Annotated in this window: 16 protein-coding genes; 12 read left to right on the top strand and 4 right to left on the bottom strand. The window is 64.3% G+C overall.

Annotated elements, in window-relative coordinates; translation table 11 throughout:
* The 3 genes from AC3WLM_RS10260 to AC3WLM_RS10250 all read left to right on the top strand — a co-directional run bounded on the left by AC3WLM_RS10260 (position 1) and on the right by AC3WLM_RS10250 (position 4,939).
* A complete protein-coding gene (locus AC3WLM_RS10260; RefSeq protein WP_039336362.1) occupies positions 1–738 on the top strand; it encodes a response regulator in 738 nt (245 codons plus the stop codon).
* A 6-nt stretch (positions 739–744) separates the two neighbouring features.
* A complete protein-coding gene (locus AC3WLM_RS10255) occupies positions 745–2,136 on the top strand; it encodes a sensor histidine kinase (RefSeq protein ID WP_039336360.1) in 1,392 nt (463 codons plus the stop codon).
* Between the two features lie 136 nt (positions 2,137–2,272).
* Positions 2,273–4,939 carry a M1 family metallopeptidase gene (locus AC3WLM_RS10250; RefSeq protein WP_492477298.1) on the top strand — a complete coding sequence of 889 codons (2,667 nt, stop codon included), beginning with the start codon at positions 2,273–2,275 and terminating at the stop codon, positions 4,937–4,939.
* 398 nt (positions 4,940–5,337) lie between these two features.
* Here AC3WLM_RS10250 and AC3WLM_RS10245 read toward each other — a convergent pair whose 3' ends face one another.
* On the bottom strand, positions 5,338–5,649 hold the full coding sequence (locus AC3WLM_RS10245) for a hypothetical protein (protein WP_039336358.1): 312 nt from the start codon (positions 5,647–5,649) through the stop codon (positions 5,338–5,340).
* Between the two features lie 133 nt (positions 5,650–5,782).
* A complete protein-coding gene (locus AC3WLM_RS10240) occupies positions 5,783–7,357 on the bottom strand; it encodes a helicase HerA-like domain-containing protein (protein WP_492477297.1) in 1,575 nt (524 codons plus the stop codon).
* Between the two features lie 118 nt (positions 7,358–7,475).
* Between AC3WLM_RS10240 and pabB the strand changes: the two genes are divergently transcribed.
* From pabB to arfB, 4 genes are read left to right on the top strand one after another with little or no spacing between them, the layout of a single operon-like run.
* A complete protein-coding gene (pabB, locus tag AC3WLM_RS10235; protein ID WP_492477296.1) occupies positions 7,476–9,245 on the top strand; it encodes an aminodeoxychorismate synthase component I in 1,770 nt (589 codons plus the stop codon).
* 5 nt (positions 9,246–9,250) lie between these two features.
* Positions 9,251–10,420, top strand: a complete 1,170-nt coding sequence (locus AC3WLM_RS10230; RefSeq protein WP_492477295.1) for a pyridoxal phosphate-dependent aminotransferase — start codon at positions 9,251–9,253, stop codon at positions 10,418–10,420.
* A complete protein-coding gene (locus AC3WLM_RS10225) occupies positions 10,420–11,100 on the top strand; it encodes an RluA family pseudouridine synthase (protein ID WP_370584357.1) in 681 nt (226 codons plus the stop codon). Before AC3WLM_RS10230 ends, AC3WLM_RS10225 begins: the two co-directional genes overlap by 1 nt.
* Before the next feature lies 1 nt (position 11,101).
* Positions 11,102–11,515, top strand: coding sequence for an alternative ribosome rescue aminoacyl-tRNA hydrolase ArfB (gene arfB / locus AC3WLM_RS10220; protein WP_492477294.1), 414 nt, complete (start codon positions 11,102–11,104; stop codon positions 11,513–11,515).
* A 10-nt stretch (positions 11,516–11,525) separates the two neighbouring features.
* Here arfB and murA read toward each other — a convergent pair whose 3' ends face one another.
* Complete coding sequence (gene murA / locus AC3WLM_RS10215; protein WP_039336350.1) at positions 11,526–12,809, bottom strand: UDP-N-acetylglucosamine 1-carboxyvinyltransferase; 1,284 nt, start codon at positions 12,807–12,809, stop codon at positions 11,526–11,528.
* A gap of 137 nt (positions 12,810–12,946) precedes the next feature.
* On the opposite strand from murA, the gene galU reads away from it, so the two are divergent.
* Positions 12,947–13,849 carry a UTP--glucose-1-phosphate uridylyltransferase GalU gene (gene galU / locus AC3WLM_RS10210; protein WP_492477293.1) on the top strand — a complete coding sequence of 301 codons (903 nt, stop codon included), beginning with the start codon at positions 12,947–12,949 and terminating at the stop codon, positions 13,847–13,849.
* 18 nt (positions 13,850–13,867) lie between these two features.
* Here the strand turns inward: galU and AC3WLM_RS10205 are convergent, their stop codons facing one another.
* Positions 13,868–14,542 (bottom strand): TetR/AcrR family transcriptional regulator, encoded by a 675-nt coding sequence (locus AC3WLM_RS10205; RefSeq protein WP_039336348.1) that lies wholly within the window; start codon positions 14,540–14,542, stop codon positions 13,868–13,870.
* A 157-nt stretch (positions 14,543–14,699) separates the two neighbouring features.
* On the opposite strand from AC3WLM_RS10205, the gene AC3WLM_RS10200 reads away from it, so the two are divergent.
* The 4 genes from AC3WLM_RS10200 (at position 14,700) to AC3WLM_RS10185 (ending at position 19,680) form a co-directional block, all read left to right on the top strand.
* Positions 14,700–15,809, top strand: a complete 1,110-nt coding sequence (locus tag AC3WLM_RS10200; protein WP_492477292.1) for a Gfo/Idh/MocA family protein — start codon at positions 14,700–14,702, stop codon at positions 15,807–15,809.
* A 13-nt stretch (positions 15,810–15,822) separates the two neighbouring features.
* Positions 15,823–16,878: a sugar phosphate isomerase/epimerase family protein gene (locus AC3WLM_RS10195; RefSeq protein ID WP_062343281.1), complete on the top strand. Its 1,056-nt coding sequence runs from the start codon at positions 15,823–15,825 to the stop codon at positions 16,876–16,878.
* 90 nt (positions 16,879–16,968) lie between these two features.
* Complete coding sequence (locus AC3WLM_RS10190) at positions 16,969–17,130, top strand: hypothetical protein (protein WP_156451938.1); 162 nt, start codon at positions 16,969–16,971, stop codon at positions 17,128–17,130.
* 135 nt (positions 17,131–17,265) lie between these two features.
* Positions 17,266–19,680, top strand: a complete 2,415-nt coding sequence (locus AC3WLM_RS10185; RefSeq protein ID WP_492477291.1) for a TonB-dependent receptor — start codon at positions 17,266–17,268, stop codon at positions 19,678–19,680.
* Positions 19,681–19,731: the final 51 nt, after the last annotated feature.

Raw genomic sequence — 19,731 nt, 5'->3', positions numbered from 1 at the left:
ATGAACGAAGCGCCGATCCGACTGCTCCTGGTCGATGACGAACCTGCGCTGCGCGAACCCCTGGCGGACTATCTGGTCCGGCAGGGGTTTGTCGTGACTCAGGCAGGCACCGCCGCCGAAGCCCGCAGCCGCCTGCTCGAAGCAGGCTGCGACCTTGTGCTGCTCGACATCATGATGCCGGGCGAGGACGGCCTTTCGCTGTGCCGCCATCTGGTCGAGGCCAAGCGCCTGCCCGTCATCTTCATCACCGCCAAGGGCGAATCGACCGACCGCATCGTCGGGCTGGAGATCGGTGCCGACGATTACGTGGTAAAGCCGTTCGATCCGCGCGAACTTGTCGCTCGCATCCGCTCGGTCCTGCGGCGCGCGACCAAGCAGTCGAGCGAGGTTTCGGACGCGGTCATCTATGAATTCGAAGGCTGGCGGCTCGATCCATTGAAGCGCCGCCTGATCGACAGCGAAGGCGCGGTCGTCGCCATTTCCTCGGCGGAGTTCCGCCTGCTCATGGCCTTTCTCGACCACCCCCGACAGGTGCTCGATCGCGATCGCCTGCTCGACATGGTGCAGGGCCGCGAGGCGCATCTGTTCGACCGCGCTGTCGACAACCAGATCTCGCGCCTGCGCCGGAAGGTGGAGGTCGACAGCCGCAACCCGCAACTGATCCAGACGGTGTGGGGCGGCGGGTACATGCTTGCCGCAGAGGTGCGCAAGCGTCCCGCCACTTCGGACGAAAGCTGACCGGGCGTGAAGAACCTCCGCTTGTGGCCGCGCAGCCTGCAGGGGCAGGTCCTGCTCGCCATCGCCTTGGCACTGCTGGTAGCGCAGACCATTTCCGCCGTGCTGATCTGGCGCGAACAGAATCATCGGCGCGAAGTTTCCATGGTGAGTTCGGCCGCTTTTCGGCTGATCGGCCCCAGCCCTGAAGAACGCCGCCATCGACACGGGGATGCCGATGATCGCCCGCCCCCGCCGTTCCGCATCGAACATTCGCAAGATTCACTCTATCGCCCCGGCGAGCGGCGGCTGCCCCGCGTCGAGCACGAACTGAGCGAAGTCCTGAACGCGCAGGGCGTGGAGACCGCCGAGGTGCTGGTCTTCGAACGCGATCCGATGCGCGACGGGCCGAGCATCGAATTCTGGAACCGCAATCGCCGGAAACTGGAATTGGTCTCGAAGGAGCCCATGCCCCGTCTGGTCATTGCCTCGATACGCAGCCCATCTGGCGGCTGGACCTCGACCCGCGTGTTCACCGAGGGCGGTGAAATGCGCGTGCTTGCGCCGCTCGTCGGCCAGACCATCGTGCTGTACCTGGTGCTGGTCGGCACGATGGCGCTGATCCTGCGGCGCATGGCCCGCCCATTGAAGGCCCTCACCCGCCGGGTCGAGGACTTCGCCGGCAATCGCACATTGGATGGCCAACTCCAGCCAGAGGGACCCGAGGACATCCAGGGCCTGATCGTCGCCCACAATGCGATGGAAGCGCGAATCGCGGCAATGCTCGATGAAAAGGACGTCATGCTCGGCGCGATCGGGCATGATCTCAAAACCCCGCTGGCGGCGCTACGCGTGCGGATCGAGGCCGTCGACGATGATGTCGAGCGCGCCCGCATGGCTGCGACGATCGAGGACATCAACCGCTCGCTCGACGATATCCTGTCGCTCGCCCGCGTCGGACGGCCGTCCGATCCACTCGAGCCCACCGAGCTTTCGGCACTGGTCGCCGACGTGATCGGCGAATTCGAGGACATGGGCGAACCGGTGGAACTGGGTGACACCGACCGCGTCGTCCTGCCTGTCCGCGCGACCTGGATGCGGCGCGCCCTGCGCAATCTCGTGTCCAACGCAATCCGCTATGGCGATCGCGCTCGCATCACCCTCGCCCGCGAAGGCCGCGAGGCTGTGCTGCGGATCGAGGATGACGGCCCCGGCATCCCCGAGCACGAGATTGCGCGGATGATGGAGCCGTTCACCCGGCTCGATGCCTCGCGCAACAGCGGCACGGGTGGCACCGGGCTCGGCCTGACGCTCGCCCGCGCCATCGCCGACCAGCACGGCGGCACGCTGACGCTCACCAACCGGCGCGGCGAGAATGGCATTGCCGGACTCACCGCAACCATGCGCCTGCCGCTCGGTTAAGCCACCGCTCATCCCCGCCGCAATAGTCAACCGACCTTCGTCGGTGCGCGCCTGCCGTTCGTCGAAAGGAGTCGCGCAGTGGTCGACCGGTTGCTAGTGCAACCAATCTTCATTGCGCCGGGGAGTCATGATCGGCATGCGTACCATTTCACTTGTTTCCGCTTTCGCTCTCGCTGTTGCGACCGTTGCCGTCCCCGCCACGGCGCAGGCGCCGCTCAATCCTTCGGCTGCAGCGGGCGTCCACACCGATCTTCCCCGCGTGGCGCACCCCTCGCACTACACCATCTCGATCACCCCGGATGCCAAGGCGCTGACCTTCACCGGCACCTCCTCGGTCGATCTCGAAGTCACCGAAGCCACGCCCGCGCTGACGCTCCACGCGCTCGACCTGAAGATCGCCACCGCCACGCTCACGCCCGCAGGCGGCGCAGCCATGCCCGTCACCGTGACGATGGACGCCAAGAGCCAGACCGCAACCTTCACCGCCGCCGCACCCTTGAAGCCCGGCAAGTACCGGCTCGACACCAGCTATTCGGGGATCATCAACACGCAGGCCAATGGCCTCTTCGCGCTCGATTACCCTGACAAGGTGACCGGCAAGGAGGTGCGCGGCCTGTTCACGCAGTTCGAAGCGCCCGACGCCCGCCGCTTCGCCCCGATGTTCGACGAGCCGATCTACAAGGCGACGTTCGACCTTTCCGCCACCGTCCCCGCCACGCAGATGGCCGTCAGCAACATGCCGATCGCCAAGGAAGAGCAGCTCGCGGGTGGCATGAAGCGCGTGACCTTCGGCACCAGCCCGAAGATGTCTTCGTACCTCCTGTTCTTCGGCCTGGGCGACTGGGAGCGGATGACCAAGGAAGCCGCCCCCGGCGTCCAGGCTGGCATCGTCGCGCCCAAGGGCAGCGGCGAGCAGGCCCGCTTCGCGCTTGATGAACTCGCCCCGCTGATCCCCTACTATTCCGAATACTTCGGCCAGCCCTACCCGCTGCCCAAGATCGACAACATCGCCGCACCCGGCCAGTCGCAGTTCTTCTCGGCCATGGAAAACTGGGGCGCGATCCTGACGTTCGAGCGCATCCTGCTCAACGATCCCGCCATCACCAGCGCTGCTGCCCGCCAGAACATCGTCACCACGCAGGCGCACGAAGTGGCGCACCAGTGGTTCGGCAACCTCGTGACCATGGCCTGGTGGGAAGACCTCTGGCTGAACGAGGGCTTTGCCAGCTGGATGGAAACCAAGGCCACCGCCCACTTCCATCCCGACTGGTTCCCGCTGCTCGAGCGGGTCAACGGGCGCGATGCGGCGATGGGCCTTGATGGCTTCAAGACCACGCACCCGATCGTGCAGGAGATCAAGACCGTCGACGAGACCAACCAGGCCTTCGACGCGATCACCTACCAGAAGGGTGAAGCGGTCATCTCGATGCTCGAGGCCTTCGCGGGCGAGAACGTCTGGCGCGATGGCCTGCGCGCCTACATGCGCGATCACAAGTTCGGCAACACCCGCTCGAAGGATCTGTGGCAGGCAATCGAAAAGGCAGGCGCACCCGGCCTCACCGCCATCGCCACCGATTTCACCACCAAGCCCGGCATCCCGCTGGTCAAGGTGACGGGCATGACCTGCAAGAAGGGCAAGGCCACGCTGAATCTCGAACAGAGCGAATTCAGCGTCGACCGGAAGGACGAGGTTGCCGCCAAGCCGCAGCAGTGGAAGGTGCCGCTGATCGTCTCGGCAGGCTCGGGCGAACCGGTTCGCACCATCCTCGATGGCGGCAAGGCAACGGTGACGGTCAATGGCTGCGGCCCGATCGTGATCAACGCCGGGCAGCTAGGCTACTACCGCTCGCTCTACAGCCCCAAGATGCTCGAATCGCTGAAGAAGGCCATGCCGACGCTGCAGCCGGTCGACCAGATGGGCCTGATTGCCGACAACCTCGCGCTCTCGTCGAGCGGCTACCAGCCCTATGGTCCGGCGTTCGATCTGCTTGCCGCGATCCCCGGCAATGCCAATCCGGTCGTGCTCGGCAATGCGTTCGGCGATTTCGTCGGCGCGTGGCGCGTGCTCGACAAGGACCCTGCCGCGCAGAAGAAGCTCTATGGCAAGGTTGCCAGCACCTACAAGCCGCGCCTCATGGCGCTGGGCTTCGAGCCCAAGGCCGACGAGCCGCTGCGCGATTCAGACCTGCGCTCGACGCTGATCTCGGGCTTCGGCACGATGGGCGATGCCGACGTCGTGGCCGAAGCGCGCCGCCGCTTCGCCATGCTCGCCAGCAACCCCAAGGCATTGGACGGCCCGCTCAAGACGACCTGGCTCAACATCGTCGCCCGCAACGCGACGAAGGCGGATTGGGAAGCAATCAAGGCCATGGCCGCGGCCAGCAACAGCGCGGTGGAACGCCAGTTCCTCTACACCCTGCTGGGCCGCCCCGCCGATGCCTCGCTCGCCAAGGCGGCGCGTGAGCTTGCGCTGACCGATGCGCCGGGCAAGACCACCAGCGCGGCAATGATCGTCGCCTCGGCAGGCCTGCACCCGGACGAGACCTACGACTTCGCGCTGGCCAACCGCGAGAAGATCGAATCGCTGGTCGACGCGCAGAGCCGCGTCACGTTCATCGCCAGCCTCGGCGGGCAGTCGAACGATCCGGCGATGATCGAGAAGCTCAAGGCGTTCAAGGCCACGGTCCCCGCCGAAGCCGCCCGCCCGGTTGACCGCGTGATCGGCGTCCTCACCGAAAAGGCCCGCACCCGCCCGCAGTTCATCAAGGGCCTGACCGACTGGCAGAACGCGAAGGGGAAGTAATCCGGACAGTCGACAACGCCGTCTCATCTCCCCTCCCCGGCGGGGAGGGTTCGGGGGTGGGGAGCGAGGCAAAGCCGAGCGTCCACAGCCGCCGTGGTACACCCCCACCCAACCTCCCCCTCAAGGGGGAGGGGCGTTGTGGGTCACGATCATTGCGGCTTGGTACAAACCGCACTGGATTGCTTCTCCGCCTGCGGCGGCTCGCAATGACGAAAAGCTGGGCAGCGCAAACAACTGCCAAACATACTAACCGTCGCCCCGTGCTCGACACGGGGCTGGGCTTCTTTCTGGCCAAACACTGAAGAAGAAAAGCCAGGTCCCGGATCAAGTCCGGGACGACGGGTTTTGGGTCCTCAATGCTGGGAGCATGTTGACTGTTTTGGGGTGGGAAATTGACCTCAAGAAACCATACGAACTTCCACAATCCAATCGTGCAACTTTGCCAAATATGGTTGGCCGTGAACTGCCACGCCTTCGACTAGAGTCTTGCTCGCCCAAGTCGCATCACGTTGGAAATCCTCAGGCCGATAGGCCAGCGACATAATGAACCCGACCAATCGATGTATGAACTCACTCGAACGGTAGAGCCGCTCAGCACTTTCTGGTTGATCCCGATTATGGATTGTTTCCATGTGGATAGCTCGAGCCAGGACGGCGATTTTTGCTCGTACGGAGAGGGCTGCGAAAGCATCTTCGATTTCAGCGTTCATAGCTCTGACTGACGTTTTCAGCAGTAGGGGTCAATGTCCTGAATGGCGTCGTATCCCGAAAGTCTCCTTCCACCGCAAAGTGGCGGATAACTGCCAACTCGGCCAAGCCGCAATTGCCCAAGCAGTCCAAGCCCTAACGCAACAACCCACCCAGAATCCCCCGCGCGAAACGGCCCAGGGCCTCGCCGCCAATCGACGTCGCGATCGAGCCGACCATCGCCGTCACGCCCGAAGCCACCGGCGCCGCGCGGGATTTCTTGCCGGTGATGCTGGCGGCGATCACTGCGCCTGCGGATGAGGCGACTGCGCCCGCTGCGGCCTTGCCCGCGCGTTCCCACATCGTCGTCGTCCGGCGCGGCGAGGCGCGTTGGGCCTCTTCGCCCTGCTCCTCCACCTGCTGCGCCGCCGCCGCTGCATCGGCGGCCTTCTGCGCCAGCACTTCGGCGGCGGATTCGCGGTTTACCGCCGTATCGTACTTGCCGTCGAACGGGCTGACCGACTGGATCACCGCGCGCTCCTTTGGGCTGAGCGGCCCGAGGCGCGAGCGGGGCGGGGCGATCAGGGTGCGCTGGACGACCGAAGGCGCGCCGTCATCGTCCAGCGTCGAGACCAGCGCCTCGCCGACTTTCAGTTCGGTGATGACCGTCTCGACATCGAGGTCCTTGTTGATGCGGAAGGTCTCGGCCGCCGCGCGGATCGCCTTCTGGTCGCGCGGGGTGAAGGCCCGCAGCGCGTGCTGCACGCGGTTGCCGAGCTGGCCCGCGATCTTCTCGGGAATGTCGATCGGGTTTTGCGTGACGAAATAGACGCCCACGCCCTTCGAGCGGATCAGGCGGACGACCTGCTCCACCTTCTCCATCAGCGCCTGCGGGGCATCGTCGAACAGCAGGTGCGCCTCGTCGAAGAAGAACACCAGGCACGGCTTTTCCGGATCGCCGACTTCGGGCAGCGCCTCGAACAGTTCGGACAGCAGCCACAGCAGGAACGTGGCGTAGAGCTTGGGGCTCTGCATCAGCTTGTCGGCGGCGAGCACGTTGACCATGCCCCGGCCCTGCTCGTCCACCTTGAGGAAATCGTTCACCTCGAACGCGGGTTCGCCGAAGAAGCGGTCCGCGCCCTGGCTTTCGAACGCCAGCAACTGGCGCTGGATCGTGCCGACGCTGGCCTTGGAGACATTGCCGTAACGCGTGGCAAGCGCACTGGCGTTCTCGGCGCAGGCCATCAGCACCGATTGCAGATCGGGCAGGTCGATCAGCAGCAGTCCGTTGTCATCGGCATAGCGGAAGGCGATGTTGAGCACGCCTTCCTGCGTCTCATTGAGGCCCATCAGCCGCGCCAGCAGCAGCGGGCCCATTTCCGAGATCGTTGTGCGGATCGGGTGGCCAGATTCGCCATAGAGGTCCCAGAACACTGCCGGATTGTCGGAATAGGCGTAGTCCTCGATGCCCAGTTCCTTGGCGCGCGATTCGAGGAAAGCGGCGTGCTTGAAGGTCGGGCTTCCGGGCATGGCGATGCCCGCAAGGTCGCCTTTCACGTCGGCCATGAACACGGGTACGCCTCGCGCCGAGAACTGTTCGGCAATGCCCTGCAGCGTCACCGTCTTGCCGGTGCCGGTCGCCCCCGCGATCAGGCCGTGGCGGTTGGCGCGGCCAAGGCGCAGCACCTGCCGTTCGCCGTTGGAACCGAGGCCAAGGTAGATATCGTCCATGCACAGCACCCCATCGATTTGGCCTGAGACTAAGACGCAGCCGCGCCCCTTGCGAGGGGTTTTTGCATCCGGAGCGGGGAACGGCTAGAGCGCGCTCGCCAGAGACAATGACCCGCCCATGACCCGCGCCCCCTTCATCCTGCTCGACGATGCCCGAACCGAAGGCGCCAGCGACGCACGCCTCTATGAGGACGTGCGCGAACTCGTCGTTGCGCGCCGGGCCGATGAAGTCGAGGCCGCGCTGGCGCAGATCGCCGCCACACCGGGCGATTGGGCGGGCTACCTTGCCTACGAGGCCGGGCTGGCGCTCGAACCGCGCCTTGCCCCTCTGGCGGCAGAGCGCACCGGCGCGGCAGGCCCGCTGGTGTGGTTCGCCCGGTTCGGGAAGGTCACGCGCATGGCCAGCGCCGCCGTCGAACGCTGGCTCGCCGCAACCGCCGCGGGCTCCGGCAGGCTCGGCCCGATGGGCGCGGCCATCTCTTCCGGTGGCTATGCCAAGGCCTTTGCGCAGGTGCAGGAAGCGATCCGCGCCGGAGACATCTACCAGGCCAACCTCACCTTCCCGCTCGCCGGCACGTGGGACGGCGATCCGCTGGCGATCTATGCCGATGTCCGCCGCGATGCCCGGGCAGGCTATGGCGGCGTGATCTGGGACGGGTCGCACTGGCACCTCTCGTTCTCGCCCGAACTGTTCTTCAAGCTCTCGGGCGGGGAAGCCCGCGTCCGCCCGATGAAGGGCACGGCTCCGCGAGGGAGCACCCCGGAAGAGGACGCGCGGTTCAAGGCGGACCTCTCGGCCAGCGTTAAGGATCGCGCCGAGAACCTGATGATCGTGGATCTCATGCGCAACGATCTGTCGCGCGTTTCGCGCCCCGGTTCGGTCCGTGTCGAAGCCCCGTTTGCCATCGAGAGTTACCCCACAGTTCACCAGATGGTCACGACAGTTCGGGCAGAGTTGGATTCTGGCCAGGACGTGCGCAGCCTCCTGCGCGCCATCTTCCCCTGCGGCTCGATCACCGGCGCGCCCAAGATCCGCGCCATGGAGATCATCCACCAGGCAGAGCGTGATGCGCGCGGGGCTTATTGCGGTTCGATCGGACGGATAGACCCCTCTGGCGATGCCGCGTTCAATGTGGCAATCCGCACGGTGCGCCTCTCGCCCGATGGTCGCGCCGTGATGGGCGTGGGCTCGGCCGTGGTCGCCGATTCCGCAATGATCGGCGAATGGCGCGAATGCGTGGTGAAGGGGAATTTCTTGCGCTTGTCTGCCGGCCATGCCGATCTGATCGAAACGATGGCCTTCGATCCCGCCAAGGGCATCGAACTGCTCGAACTGCACCTCGAACGCATGAAGGCGAGCGCACTGGCCTTGGGCTTCAGCTTCGATCGCCACGCCGTGCGCAATGCGATCCATGCGTTGTGCTTCGATCTCGACAAGCCGTCCAAGGTGCGGCTGGTGGCCTCCAGGGGCGGTGCCCATGCGCTCGATGCCAGTGACATGCCCGCGCCGCTCGAAAGCCTGACTTGCGCAGTCTTGCCGCTGCCGGTTTCGGACGGAGACTGGCGCCTGCGCCACAAGACTACCGACCGCGGCTTCTACGAAGCAGGCCTGGCTGCCGCGAAGAAGGCCGGGGCCGGCGAGGCATTGTTCCTGCGCGATGATGGCCTGCTCACCGAAGGCACCTTCACCAACCTGTTCGTCGAACGCGATGGCAAGCTGCTCACCCCGCGCGCCGACCTCGGCCTGCTGCCGGGCGTGCTACGCCGCTCGCTGATCGAGGCCGGACGGGCCGTCGAGGCTGACCTGACGCTTGACGATCTCGCAGGCGGCTTCCTCGTCGGCAACGCCCTGCGCGGGTTGATCCCGGCGCGCCTGCTCGGCTCCTGACTCTCATGACCCAGCTATCAAAAGCCCTCGCGCGCATCGCGCCATCGCGCACCACCGCCATCACCGACCGCGCCATCCAGCTTCGCGCCGAAGGCCGCGACGTGATCTCGCTCTCGGTGGGCGAGCCGGACTTCGCCACGCCCGCCCACGTCGTAGAGGCCGCCAAGGACGCGCTCGACGCAGGCGACACGAAATATACCGCCGTCGTCGGCACGCAGCGGTTGCGCGAGGCCGCCGCGCTGCATTTCAAGCGCGACCTTGGCATCGCAGTTCCGCCCTCGCAGATCATCGTCAGCGCAGGCGGCAAGCAGGCGATCTTCCACGCCCTGCTCGCCACGCTCGATCCGGGCGACGAAGTGCTGATCCCCTCCCCGTGGTGGGTGAGTTATCCCGAAATCGTGCGCTTTGCCGGCGCCGAAGTCTTGGACCTGCCGACCGATGCCGCAGGCGGATTCCGCATCACCGCTGCCCAGCTTGAAGCGGCGATCACGCCCGCCACCCGCTGGCTGCTGCTCAACAGCCCCGGCAACCCGACCGGCGCGACCTACCCGGCCGAGGAACTGCGCGCGCTGGGCGAAGTCCTGCGCCGCCACCCGCGTGTGCTGGTGATGAGCGACGATATCTATGCGCCGCTGCGCTATGGCGAGGGCCTCCATGCCACGCTGGCGGTGGAATGCCCGGACCTTGCCGACCGCATCCTGACTGTTTCCGGCGTATCCAAGAGCCACGCGATGACCGGCTTCCGCATCGGCGTTTCGGCGGGCCCGGCTTGGCTCATCGGCGCGATGGGGCGCCTGCAGTCGCACTCATCGGGCAACCCGGCCTCAATCTCCCAGGCAGCCGCCGTTGCCGCATTCGAAGGCCCTCAGGAGTTTCTGCTGGACTGGCGCGAACGCTTCCGCGCGCGGCGGGACATGGTCTGTGCCAGCATCAACGCGATACCCGGCCTGTCCACCCCGATCCCAGACGGCGCATTTTATTGCATGGTCGATGCCACCCCGCTGATGGCGCGTTTCGGAGATGACGAGGCACTGTGCCTCCACCTGCTCGAATGCGGCGTGGCAGTCGTCCCGGCCTCGGCATTCGGCGGCAAGGACGGTTTTCGCATCAGCTTCGCGGCGGACGAAGCAAAACTCGAAGAAGCGCTGCGGCGTATTGCAAAGGCGGTAGCGTGATCGACTTTTCCATCCTGTTCGAAGACGGTGAAGCGCTGGTGATTGACAAGCCGGCAGGATTGCCGCTCGATCCTCCGCGCGCCGGTGGCGACAGTCTCGAGAACCATCTCGACGCCTTGCGCTTCGGCTTCCAGCGCGAACCGCAACCTGTCCACCGGCTTGATCAGGATACCTCCGGCTGCCTGCTCCTCGCTCGCAATCCCAAGGCACTGAAGCGCTTTTCGGCCGCCTTCGAAGCGCGCGAGGTGGAGAAGGTCTATCTCGGCATCGTTGCCGGCGAAGTGCAGGGCGAAAGCGGCACGATCGAACTCGCCCTGTCCAAGATCAGCTCGGCCGAAAAGGGCTGGCGCATGATCCCTGCCAGGAAGGGCAAGCCCGCCGTCACGCACTGGAAGGTGCTGTCGCGCAAGCCGGGCATGACGCTGGTCGAATTTCGCCCCGAAACCGGGCGCACCCACCAGATCCGCATCCACGCACTTGCGGGGCTGGGCCACGCGCTTGTCGGCGATCCGATTTATGGTGACGGGAAGCTTGCCTGGCGCACGATGCTCCATGCTTCGGAACTCGTGGTGAAGCGCGAAGGCAAGCCGCCGATCGACGCCTATTCACCGATGCCGCTCGACTTCGCAGCCTTCGCCTTCGAGCTGCCAATAGCAGAACAACCGGAAACCGAGGCCTGACATGTCGCCCGATGCTCTCGTCGCCCATGCGCTGACGCTGGTCGAGGAGAGCTTCATCGCCTCGGCCGGGCCGGGCGGGCAGAACGTCAACAAGGTGGCAACCGCCGTGCAACTGCGGCTCGACGTCTTCATGCTGCGCCTGCCGCCGGAGATCTTCCACCGCCTCAAGACGCTGGCGGGCAGCAAGATGACCGCGAAAGGCGAGATCGTGCTGACCGCGCGCAACTATCGCACGCAGGAACAGAACCGCGAGGATGCAAGGAAGCGGCTGTCAGAACTGCTGCGCGAAGCCTGCAACCTGCCGCAGAAGCGCGCCAAGTCCCGCCTAAACCGCGTCGGCAAGACCGAGCGGCTAGCGGGCAAGAAGATCAGGGGCGCGGTAAAGGCCGGACGCGGCAAGGTCCGGCTGGATTGATCGCCGCCCCTCAGTCGCCCCCGACGCGATCGATCTCGGCGCCGAGCAGCGAGAGCTTCTCTTCGAGCCGCTCATAACCGCGGTCGAGGTGGTAGAGGCGGTGGACCTGCGTCTCGCCCTCGGCTGCAAGACCGGCAATGACCAGGCTCATCGAAGCGCGCAAATCCGTTGCCATCACTTCCGCGCCGGTCAGCTTGTCGACGCCGTGGACCACGGCGGTGCGGCCCTTGGTTTCGATCCGTGCGCCCATGCGATTGAGCTCGGGCACGTGCATGTAGCGGTTCTCGAAGATCGTCTCGGTCAGCACCGAGGAACCCTTGGCCAGGCACAGCATGGCCATCAGCTGCGCCTGCATGTCGGTAGCAAAGCCGGGGTACGGCGCGGTCGAGAGCGTGACCGGCTTCAACGGACCTTCCGCTGCAACGAACAGCCCGCCCTTGCGCGGCTCGACGTGCACACCGGCATCGCGCAGCGCCTGCACGGTCGCTTCCATGTCCTCTATGCGAGCGCCCTGCAGCATGACCTCGCCACCTGTGATCGCAGCGGCGCAGGCATAGGAGCCGGCCTCGATGCGATCGGGCATGACCATGTAGGTTGCGCCGTGCAGGCGGTCGACGCCATGAATCGTCAGGTCCGAAGTGCCAATGCCTTCGATCTGCGCGCCCATCGCCACCAGCAGGTTGCACAGGTCGACGATTTCCGGCTCCCGCGCGGCGTTGTGCAGGGTGGACTTGCCCTTGCACAGCACGGCGGTCATCAGCGCATTCTCGGTCGCCCCGACAGAGACGACGGGGAACGAATAGCGCCCACCGGGCAGGCCACCGTCAGGCGCAATTGCGCGGACGTAACCGGCAGCCAGTTCGATCGTCGCGCCCAGTGCTTCAAGCGCCTTGAGGTGCAGGTCGATCGGGCGGTTGCCGATGGCGCAGCCCCCCGGCAGCGAAACCGTCGCCTCGCCCGCACGGGCCAGCATCGGGCCAAGCACGAGGATCGACGCGCGCATCTTGCGCACCAGATCATAGGGCGCGACCGACGACGTCAGGCGGGTCGCCTGCAGCGTCATCACGCGGCCGAAGTCCTCGGGGCGCGCGCCTGCGATCGACGTGGAAACCCCGAACTGGTTCATCAGGTGCTGGAAGCCGTCGATGTCTGCCAGGCGCGGCAGGTTGCGCAGGGTCACCGGCTCATCGGTCAGCAGCGCGCAGGGCAGCAGCGTAAGGGCCGAATTCTTGGCGCCGGAGACCGGCACCGTTCCCGAAAGGCGCTTGCCGCCACGGATGATGATCTTGTCCATCGCTGCCGTTTATCCGGTTTTCAGGGCGGTGCAAGCTTGGGGCATACGATAACGTGACGAGGCGTGCTTGACATTTTCACTTAGTAATTGTGCAGTGCATCATGAGGATGCAACAAAGCATGGATATTGGCTGACAAATGAGTTCCGACACTTCGCGAAAGCCGATCCGCAAGGCCGTTTTTCCGGTAGCAGGGCTTGGCACCCGCTTTCTGCCCGCCACCAAGGCGATCCCCAAGGAAATGCTGCCAGTGATCGACCGCCCGTTGATCCAGTACGCGGTGGATGAAGCGCGCGAGGCCGGAATCGAACAGCTCATCTTCGTGACTGGCCGCGGAAAGACCGCCATCGTCGAACACTTCGACACCGCCTACGAACTCGAACACACCATGTCCGATCGCGGCAAGGCGCTCGAGGTGCTGGAGCCCACCCGCATCCTGCCGGGCAATCTCGTTACTGTGCGCCAGCAGGTGCCGATGGGTCTGGGCCACGCCATCTGGTGCGCCCGCGCGGTCGTCGGCAACGAACCATTCGCTATCTTCCTCCCTGATGAGATGATGGTCGGCGAGCCCGGCGGCAAGGGCGGCTGCATGAAGCAGATGGTCGATGCCTACAACGAAGTGGGCGGCAATCTCATCTCCGTGCTCGAAGTCCCGCAGGAGGAAGTGTCCAGCTATGGCGTGATTGCGCCCGGCAATCGGGTTTCGGATTCCCTCACCGAAGTGACCGGCCTGGTCGAGAAGCCGAGGCGCGAGGATGCGCCTTCGAACCTGATCATCTCTGGCCGCTACATTCTCCAGCCGGAAGTGATGCGCACGCTCGAAAGCCAGGAGAAAGGCGCGGGCGGTGAAATCCAGCTGACCGACGCCATGGCGCGGATGATCGGCCAGCAGCCCTTCCACGCCGTGAAGTTTGACGGACGCCGCTTCGACTGTGGCAGCAAAACCGGCTTCGTCGAGGCCACGCTGGCGCTGGCGCTTGAACGTCCAGACATGGCCGGCGATGTCCGCGCGATCATGAAGCGGCTGTTGGCCGAAGGCTGAACTTCGGCCCGTCCCCCGTCATGGAGCGCGAAGGTAGGCCAGGCACATCCGGCCGAGTTCGCGCTTCAGGACTTCCCAGTCATAATCATGCGCCGCTTCGCCCGAGGAGCCGAGGCTGAGCTGGCGTGCCATCGTGGCGAAGACGATCTTGTAGGCCGAGTTGGCCTTGGTCTCGTGGTCCGTGCCGCCAAACGTCTCGCGATACCGCAGCATCGCGTCCATGCCGCGCTGGGTTGCGCGCAAGGCGTGATCCTTGCCGGGCTTCGATACGAGCGGGTCGAAGGTCGCCCGCTCCATCGCCAGGCGCAGCAGCGGCGCATTGACTCGCAGCACTTCGGCATATCCCGCCACATAGCGCGGCATGAATTCGTCGAGCGTGGGCGACTGCGCCAGGACATCGGCGACCATCGCCTCTTCGTCCGCCGCGATATCCTCGAGCGCCCGCGCGATCACAGCGCGCACGAGATTGTCCTTGCTCTGGAAACGCAGGTAGATTGAACCGATGGAGACGTTGCCCTTCTGGTTCACATCCTGCAGCGTGAAGTCCTCGCTGCCGCGCTCCAGCATGAGTTCGCGCGCCGCGTTCAGCATCCGCTCGAGCGACGCCTTGCTGCGGCCCTGCTGTGGCTTTCGGCTGACCGTTTCCACTGCCAGTTCCGCTTCTTCGGCCTGCCCGTTTGCGCCTCGTGCCATTGCTTACCCGTTCGCCCTTAAAGGAAATTCGTATTCTAGAATGTGTGGGCGGTTTGTTGCACGATTTGACGGGAAAGGCGATGGTCAATCGGCGTACTCGCGCTTGACCCCTTGGATTTTCAAAATAGAACAGACTTTCTAAAAATTGGAGATATCGATGCGTCGGTTGAGGATGGGAATGATCGGTGGTGGTCCGGGGGCGTTCATCGGGCCAGTGCACCGCTTTGCAGCGGAACTGGACCGCGAGATAGAGCTCGTCGCCGGCGTCTTCTCCAGCGATGCCGCACGCAGCGCTGCAGCGGGCGGGAGCTACCGTATTGATCCTGCCCGCGCCTATCCCTCGCTCGACGCCATGTTCGCATCCGAAGCGGCGCGGGAGGACGGGATCGACTTCGTCTCGATCGTCACGCCCAACCACAACCACCTGCCCTCCGCCCGTGCTGCATTGGCTGCGGGTTATCCGGTCATTACCGACAAGCCGCTCACCGCCACGCTTGCCGAAGCGCATGAACTGGCCACGCTCGTCGAAACCGCGGGCAAGCCCTTCGGCGTGACCTACACCTACTCCGGCTACCCGCTGGTCCGCGAGGCTCGCGCCCGCATTGCCGCTGGCGAGATCGGAACCATCCGGAAGGTCGTCGTCGAATATCCACAAGGCTGGCTTGCTGGCGAGGCCGTTGGCAAGCAGGCCGAATGGCGCGTCGATCCTGCCAAGGCCGGTCTCGGCGGTTGCATCGGCGACATCGGGGTGCATGCATTTCAGCTTGCCGAATTCGTCACAGGCCTGCGCGTCACCGAACTGCTGGCCGATCTGGGCGCAGTCGTGCCCGGCCGCCTGCTCGATGATGACTGCTCGATCCTCCTGCGTTTCGACAACGGTGCGCGAGGTGTCCTCCTCGCCAGCCAGATCGAGGTCGGCGAACTCAACGGCCTGCGCATCCGCGCCTATGGCGACAAGGGTGGCGTGACCTGGAAGCAGGAAGAGCCGAACACTCTCACGATCAACCGGCTCGATGGCACCTGCACCCTCGTCCGCTCCGGCACTGGCGTTCTCGGCGGCGATGCAGCATCGCGCACCCGCACGCCCGGAGGCCATCCCGAAGGATATCTCGAAGCCTTCGCCAACCTCTATCGCGATTTTGCCGCCCTCGTGCGCGGCGAAAGCGCCCCGCTCCTGCCCGGTATCGCAGAAGGCGTGCGCGGCATGACCTTCATCGACACCGCCGTTTCCGCCAGCCGCGACAACGCCGGCTGGGTCAAGCTCTAAGGAGTAATCCGCCATGAAGACCATCAAGGGCCCCGGCATCTTCCTTGCCCAGTTTGCGGGCGACGCCGCGCCGTTCAACAGCCTCGAGACCATCGCCGACTGGGTGGCGGGGCTCGGGTACAAGGGCATTCAGATCCCGAGCTGGGACGGACGCCTGTTCGATCTGGAGAAGGCTGCGACCAGCCAGACCTACTGCGACGAGATCAAGGGCATGCTCGCCGACAAGGGGCTGGAGATCACCGAGCTTTCGACCCACCTGCAGGGTCAGCTCGTGGCCGTGCACCCTGCCTTTGACGCGCAGTTCGATGGCTTTGCCCCGGAAGCGGTCCACAACAACCCCGCCGCTCGGCAGGAATGGGCCGTGCAGCAGATGAAGCATGCGGCCAAGGCCAGCGCCAATCTCGGCTTGAAGGCGCACGCCTCGTTCTCCGGCGCATTTGCCTGGCCCTATTTCTATCCCTGGCCCGCGCGCCCGGCCGGTCTCGTCGAAGACGCTTTCGACGAGCTCGCCCGCCGCTGGAAGCCGATTCTCGACGTGTTCGACGAGAACGGCGTCGACGTGGCCTACGAGATTCATCCCGGCGAGGACCTTCACGACGGCGTGACGTTCGAGATGTTCCTCGAACGCGTCGGCAACCATCCGCGCGCCAACATCCTCTACGATCCCAGCCACTTCGTGCTGCAGCAGCTCGATTACCTGGCCTTCATCGACATCTACCATGAGCGCATCAAGTGCTTCCACGTGAAGGACGCCGAATTCCGGCCCAACGGGCGCTCGGGTGTCTATGGCGGCTACCAGTCGTGGGTCGATCGGCCCGGACGCTTCCGCTCTCTGGGAGATGGACAGGTCGATTTCCCCGGCATCTTCAGCAAGATGGCCGCGAATGATTATGCCGGCTGGGCCGTGCTGGAATGGGAATGCGCGTTGAAGCATCCTGAGGTCGGCGCGGCCGAGGGAGCACCCTTCATCGACCGCCACATCATCAAGGTCACCGAGCATGCCTTTGATGATTTCGCCGCTGGAGGTGCGGATCGCTCTCTCAACGCGAAGCTGATGGGAATTAGCTGAACCATCAACCCTTCATCGTCGGGGCGCCGCCGAGACGATCGGCGGCGCCTTCTTTTTGCCCAATCGCATTTACGCGATGAATGACCTTCCATGAAATTTGTTTCCTTTGTGTATCAAGCCATGGCGCGTAGCTTTGCAGCACCGGCGGATATATCTGCCTTCCAGAGTCTCAGACTATGGCAAAGGCAAAGCTTGGTATTTTACTGTATGATGGGCCGGCGTCAGAAGCAGATCGCACAGAGCCTCATTTGAGCTCCCCGTGGCAAAAATGCCGCAAGGTGTCAGAACATTTCCACCAATAGAATTTATGTTCTAGTTTTTTAGATTCTAATCTGCTATCACGCTGCCACGCCCAACGTGGCGCCACCTGGGGAGGAACTGAAAATCATGCCCAAGACCCTGTACACCCGCACCCTTTTGGCGAGCGCCTGCGCGCTGGCTCTCGCCCTGCCCGCCCATGCACAGGAAGCGGCCGAAGAGGCAGATCCCAACGTCATCATCGTGACTGCGCAGAACCGCGCGCAGAACGTCAACGACGTTCCGATCGCGATCAACGTGGTGAATGCCGAGCAGCTGCAGCAGGCCGGCTTCTCGAACATGAACGACATCGGCAAGATCGCCCCTGCGGTGCAACTCAACCAGGACCAGGGCACCATCAAGGTTACCGTCCGCGGCGTCGGCACCAACTCGAACGACGAATCGCAGGACACCTCGGTCGTCGTGAACATCGACGGCGAATACATGAACCGCCCTCAGGCGCTCAGCATCGCGCTGTTCGATCTCGATCGCGTCGAAGTGCTGCGCGGCCCGCAGGGTACGCTCTACGGCCGCAACTCCACCGGCGGAGCCATCAACTTCATCACCCGCAAGCCGGGCAAGGAATTTGCCGCCAACGCCTCGGCCAGCTATGGCAACTACAACGCCGTGCGCCTTGACGGCGGCGTGACCGTTCCTTTGGGTGACATCGGCGGCGTCCGCGTTGCCGGCTTCTATGACGAGCATGATGGCTACATCAAGCACCCTGCTCGCGCTGCCTACAATGGCGGCGGTTACAATTATCCGGCCTTTGCAGGCGGCCGTTCGGACGACAACAAGTCCTATGGCGTGCGTGGCTCGGTCCAGCTCGAGCCGACCGATGCGCTGACGGTCTATTTTGCTGGCGAATATGCCAAGCGTGAATTCACCCCGCAGGCTTTCGCGTCAGCAGATCTCAATGCAACCGGCGTTCGCCCGACAAACGCCAGCTGCGCGACGGCTTCGGGCTTCACTGCCGTAGCCCCGCTCTATGCGACCTCACTGAATCAGGTCCTGTGCATTCCCAATGAAACGAACCTGCTCGCAGGCGTCAATCGCGGGGAATATGCAGCGCCCGCCTTCGGTCTCGGCAAGCTTTCGCAGGACACCTATGCCCTGCGCGGCCGCGTGGCCTATGAAGTCAGCGATGCCCTGACGATCTCGTACATCGGCGGCTATCGCAAGTTCGAAGGTACGCCGGGCCAGTTCCTGACGCTGCCGGTCACCTACCGCTCGTTCGGGTGGGATCAGCGCACCAGCACGCAGAGCCACGAGCTGCGCTTCAACGGTGAAGTCAACGGCATCACCTACCAGGTCGGCGGATTCTACTTCAAGGAGACCGTCAACGCCGAAAGCAGCTTCGTCACCACCTTCGGCCCGAACGTCGTGACGCTGTCCTACTTTGATCGCGACATCACCAGCGAGAGCAAGTCGGCCTTCGGTCAGGTTGAAGTACCGCTCGGCGAAACACTTACGGCTGTCGGCGGCCTGCGCTACACCGAAAACTCGCGCGATGCGCTTTACCGCAATGCATCGCCGTTCGGCGCAGGCCCGCCGGATCCGCTCCTGTTCAACGGCGCCATCAGCCCCAAGAACTTTGCCGACCTCAAGTTCAAGACGATCTTCCCGCTCTCCAGCAAGGAAGACAAGATCACCTGGCTTGCCGGCCTGAACTACAAGCCCAACAGCGACACGCTCGTGTTCGCCAAGGTCTCTACCGGCTTCAAGGGCGGTGGCTTCGACTCCGTGGGCGACTACAAGCCGGAAACCAACACGGCTTACGAGCTCGGCTGGAAGCAGACCTTTGGCGACAAGGGCCAGCACCAGTTCAACCTCGGCGGCTTCTACTACGATTACAAGGACCTGCAGGTCTCGGTCCTGCTCGACACCACCGTCGGCGGCCAGACCTTCAACGCGGGCAAGGCCAGGATCTGGGGCATCGAAGCTTCGGCTGACTTCGCGCTGAGCGACAACGACCGCTTCCATGCTTCGGTCAATTACCTGAACGCCGAATACAAGGAGCTGTTCGCGCAGTTCAACGTGTTCTGCCTGCCCACCGCCGGCAATCCGCAGAGCGTCTGCAACAGCCGCAACGGCATCGGCGATCTCGATCCGGTCGCTCCGGGTGTTCAGCAGCCGAATTTTGCAGGCAACCGTCCGCCGTTCTCGCCGGAATGGGTGATCACTGCGGGGTATGACCACACATTCGACTTCGGCGATGCAGGGACCCTGCGCGCCAGCGCAAACACCACGTTCAAGAGCAAGTACTTCACAGACTTCTACAATTACCGCGATGGCACGCAGACCGCCTTCACGCAGACTGACGTCAGCCTCGAATACAAGCCCGAGAACGAACGCTTCTCAATCACGGCTTTTGCCAAGAACCTCGAGAATGAACGTCCACTGACTTATGGCGGCTTCACCTCTGCCGGTCCGAACGACGACGTGTTCAACTGGCAGTTCGGTACGCCGCGCACCTACGGCGTCCGCCTTGCGGTCGACTTCTAAGTCAACACCGGGTCGCAAATTAAGAAGGGGAGCGCATCGCCGCTCCCCTTT

Source organism: Novosphingobium sp. FW305-C-30-35 (genome assembly GCF_058783135.1).
Note: the sequence above shows the minus strand (reverse complement) of the source record. Positions and strands in the feature narration are given on the sequence as shown.

Excerpts from the sequence above, each read along its gene's own strand:
- AC3WLM_RS10260 (WP_039336362.1), top strand. The coding sequence starts at position 1 with ATGAACGAAGCGCCGATCCGACTGCTCCTGGTCGATGACGAACCTGCG.
- AC3WLM_RS10250 (WP_492477298.1), top strand. The coding sequence starts at position 2,273 with ATGCGTACCATTTCACTTGTTTCCGCTTTCGCTCTCGCTGTTGCGACC.
- AC3WLM_RS10245 (WP_039336358.1), bottom strand. The coding sequence starts at position 5,649 with ATGAACGCTGAAATCGAAGATGCTTTCGCAGCCCTCTCCGTACGAGCA.
- AC3WLM_RS10240 (WP_492477297.1), bottom strand. The coding sequence starts at position 7,357 with ATGGACGATATCTACCTTGGCCTCGGTTCCAACGGCGAACGGCAGGTG.
- pabB (WP_492477296.1), top strand. The coding sequence starts at position 7,476 with ATGACCCGCGCCCCCTTCATCCTGCTCGACGATGCCCGAACCGAAGGC.
- AC3WLM_RS10230 (WP_492477295.1), top strand. The coding sequence starts at position 9,251 with ATGACCCAGCTATCAAAAGCCCTCGCGCGCATCGCGCCATCGCGCACC.
- arfB (WP_492477294.1), top strand. The coding sequence starts at position 11,102 with ATGTCGCCCGATGCTCTCGTCGCCCATGCGCTGACGCTGGTCGAGGAG.
- murA (WP_039336350.1), bottom strand. The coding sequence starts at position 12,809 with ATGGACAAGATCATCATCCGTGGCGGCAAGCGCCTTTCGGGAACGGTG.
- galU (WP_492477293.1), top strand. The coding sequence starts at position 12,947 with ATGAGTTCCGACACTTCGCGAAAGCCGATCCGCAAGGCCGTTTTTCCG.
- AC3WLM_RS10205 (WP_039336348.1), bottom strand. The coding sequence starts at position 14,542 with ATGGCACGAGGCGCAAACGGGCAGGCCGAAGAAGCGGAACTGGCAGTG.
- AC3WLM_RS10200 (WP_492477292.1), top strand. The coding sequence starts at position 14,700 with ATGCGTCGGTTGAGGATGGGAATGATCGGTGGTGGTCCGGGGGCGTTC.
- AC3WLM_RS10195 (WP_062343281.1), top strand. The coding sequence starts at position 15,823 with ATGAAGACCATCAAGGGCCCCGGCATCTTCCTTGCCCAGTTTGCGGGC.
- AC3WLM_RS10190 (WP_156451938.1), top strand. The coding sequence starts at position 16,969 with ATGAAATTTGTTTCCTTTGTGTATCAAGCCATGGCGCGTAGCTTTGCA.
- AC3WLM_RS10185 (WP_492477291.1), top strand. The coding sequence starts at position 17,266 with ATGCCCAAGACCCTGTACACCCGCACCCTTTTGGCGAGCGCCTGCGCG.